The 560-nt window shown below is 37.5% G+C and carries 1 protein-coding gene; it reads left to right on the top strand.

The window, feature by feature from the left end:
• The coding region (gene ribH, locus ACRCJ0_RS18880) for a 6,7-dimethyl-8-ribityllumazine synthase (RefSeq protein WP_431391737.1) at positions 1 to 325 on the top strand (325 nt) is incomplete at its 5' end.
• Between the last annotated feature and the right edge of the window lie 235 nt (positions 326 to 560).

The following is a 560-nucleotide window of genomic DNA, read 5'->3' as shown; positions in this document are numbered from 1 at the left end:
TGTTGCTTGGGTACCGGGGGCCTATGAAATCCCGCTTACAGCTGCAACGATGGCTGAAACAGGCAAATATGATGCAATCATTACACTGGGTGCTGTGATTAGAGGGGCTACAAGTCATTTTGATGTGGTGGTTAATCAAGCGTCAAGTGGGGTATCTCAAGTAGGTTTAACGCATAAATTACCTGTTATCTTTGGCGTTTTAACGGTCGAAAATATCGAACAAGCCATTGAGCGCTCTGGTACTAAAGCTGGTAACCTTGGTTTTACTTATGCAACGAATGCTATTGAAATGATTAATTTATTCAAGGAAATTAAACAACAATAGGTCATCAATCCATATGAAAACATCTCTAATAGTACAATACTAGCTTTAATTTTAAATCATGTTAAGATGGATATTGGAACAATAAAGCGCATTCAATTATCATATCTTTCTGATGATTTGCGCAAAAAGCTTAAGGAGACTTCATATGACGATTCAATTTAAACAAACATTAGCACCAACCAAGGATAATTCTGGAAAACCTATCATCTTAAGTGACGCTACCTTCGCTCAACGT

The organism is Aerococcus sp. L_32 (assembly GCF_050689315.1).
The sequence above is the reverse complement of the archived record's forward strand: the minus strand, read 5'-3'. Positions and strand labels throughout refer to the sequence as shown.